1 protein-coding gene is annotated in these 1,128 nt (G+C 37.9%); it reads left to right on the top strand.

The genetic code is table 11. The annotated features are described in order from the left end of the window. Positions 1-59 precede the first annotated feature (59 nt). On the top strand, positions 60-770 hold the full coding sequence (gene rsmG / locus A5295_RS05785; protein WP_004109604.1) for a 16S rRNA (guanine(527)-N(7))-methyltransferase RsmG: 711 nt from the start codon (positions 60-62) through the stop codon (positions 768-770). Positions 771-1,128 lie beyond the last annotated feature (358 nt).

Raw genomic sequence — 1,128 nt, 5'->3', positions numbered from 1 at the left:
CGTGGGCTCGGAGATGTGTATAAGAGACAGATATTGCTTTTATTTGTTTTGGGGAAAATATGGAAGCTAATTTAGATAAAAAATACGAGGAAAATACACAAAAAATAGCGGACGAATTGGAAGGATCCCCGTTGCTGAACGAGGTTTTAGGTGAAGCATTAGAAAAGTGTAAGCTGTTTCACGTGAAACTTCAGCAAGAAGGATTAATAAGAGGTCTTATCGGTCCTAGAGATATGAATATTCTCTGGGAAAGGCATATATTAAATTCTGCAGCAGTTGTTCCTTTTATTAAAGAAGCAATAGTTGGTAGAAAAAATAAAAGAGTTGCAGATGTAGGTAGCGGCGGAGGTTTTCCTGGTCTAGTTTTAGCTGCGTGCTTACCTGATTATGACGTTACTTTGATTGAACCTATGGAGCGTCGTGTTGATTGGTTGCGTGAGTGCGTTGCTCTTATGAAATTAAAAAATGTTACTATATTTCACGGCAGATCAGATGAAGTTATTGACAAAGTTAAGTCACATGAAATTCCAGCGTTTGATGTAGTAACATGCAGGGCTGTAGCTCCTATGACGAAATTAGCTGGATGGACTATTCCTCTATTGAATAAGCACGGGAAATTAATAGCATTAAAGGGTAAATCTGCTCAAGCAGAAGTAGAAAAAGCTGTAAAAATGATTCGAAAAGCCGGTGGAATAGATACTCATGTTTTTGAGGCACCTGTTGCATCTGGCTTACAACCAACTACAGTTGTAATAGTAAATAAAGCCTAATTTTTTAATTAAAATTTGTGTTTGCGCAAGTTTTCGTTTAGTATGATGCAATTTTATTTGCGATGTTCTTGCGTATCGTCTATGAGTTTTGACTGGTGTTTTCTGAAAACGGTCTGATGAGTCTCGAAAGTTCTTGTTTGGCGTGGCGTGAGTTTTAGCGGGTGTTTGGCTGGCGGATTTCTTTGTGTGGCTGTGTGAGATAGGAATTACTTGTCTCGCAGCGCTCCGCTCTTATACCTTATTTGGACTTAGCGGTTGTGTAGTTAAGTTTAGTTTTTTACTTACTTTTTCTGCAAAAATAGTATTCATCAACAAGATTATTACTATCGTTCCGCTTTTATATTGCTCGACCAAGCAA

Origin of the sequence: Gardnerella sp. 26-12 (assembly GCF_001660745.1) — a bacterium.
Taxonomy (GTDB): domain Bacteria; phylum Actinomycetota; class Actinomycetes; order Actinomycetales; family Bifidobacteriaceae; genus Bifidobacterium; species Bifidobacterium swidsinskii.
This window is presented reverse-complemented; position numbering and strand designations above follow the sequence as displayed.

Coding starts and splice junctions, on each gene's coding strand:
- rsmG (WP_004109604.1), top strand. CDS start 60: ATGGAAGCTAATTTAGATAAAAAATACGAGGAAAATACACAAAAAATA.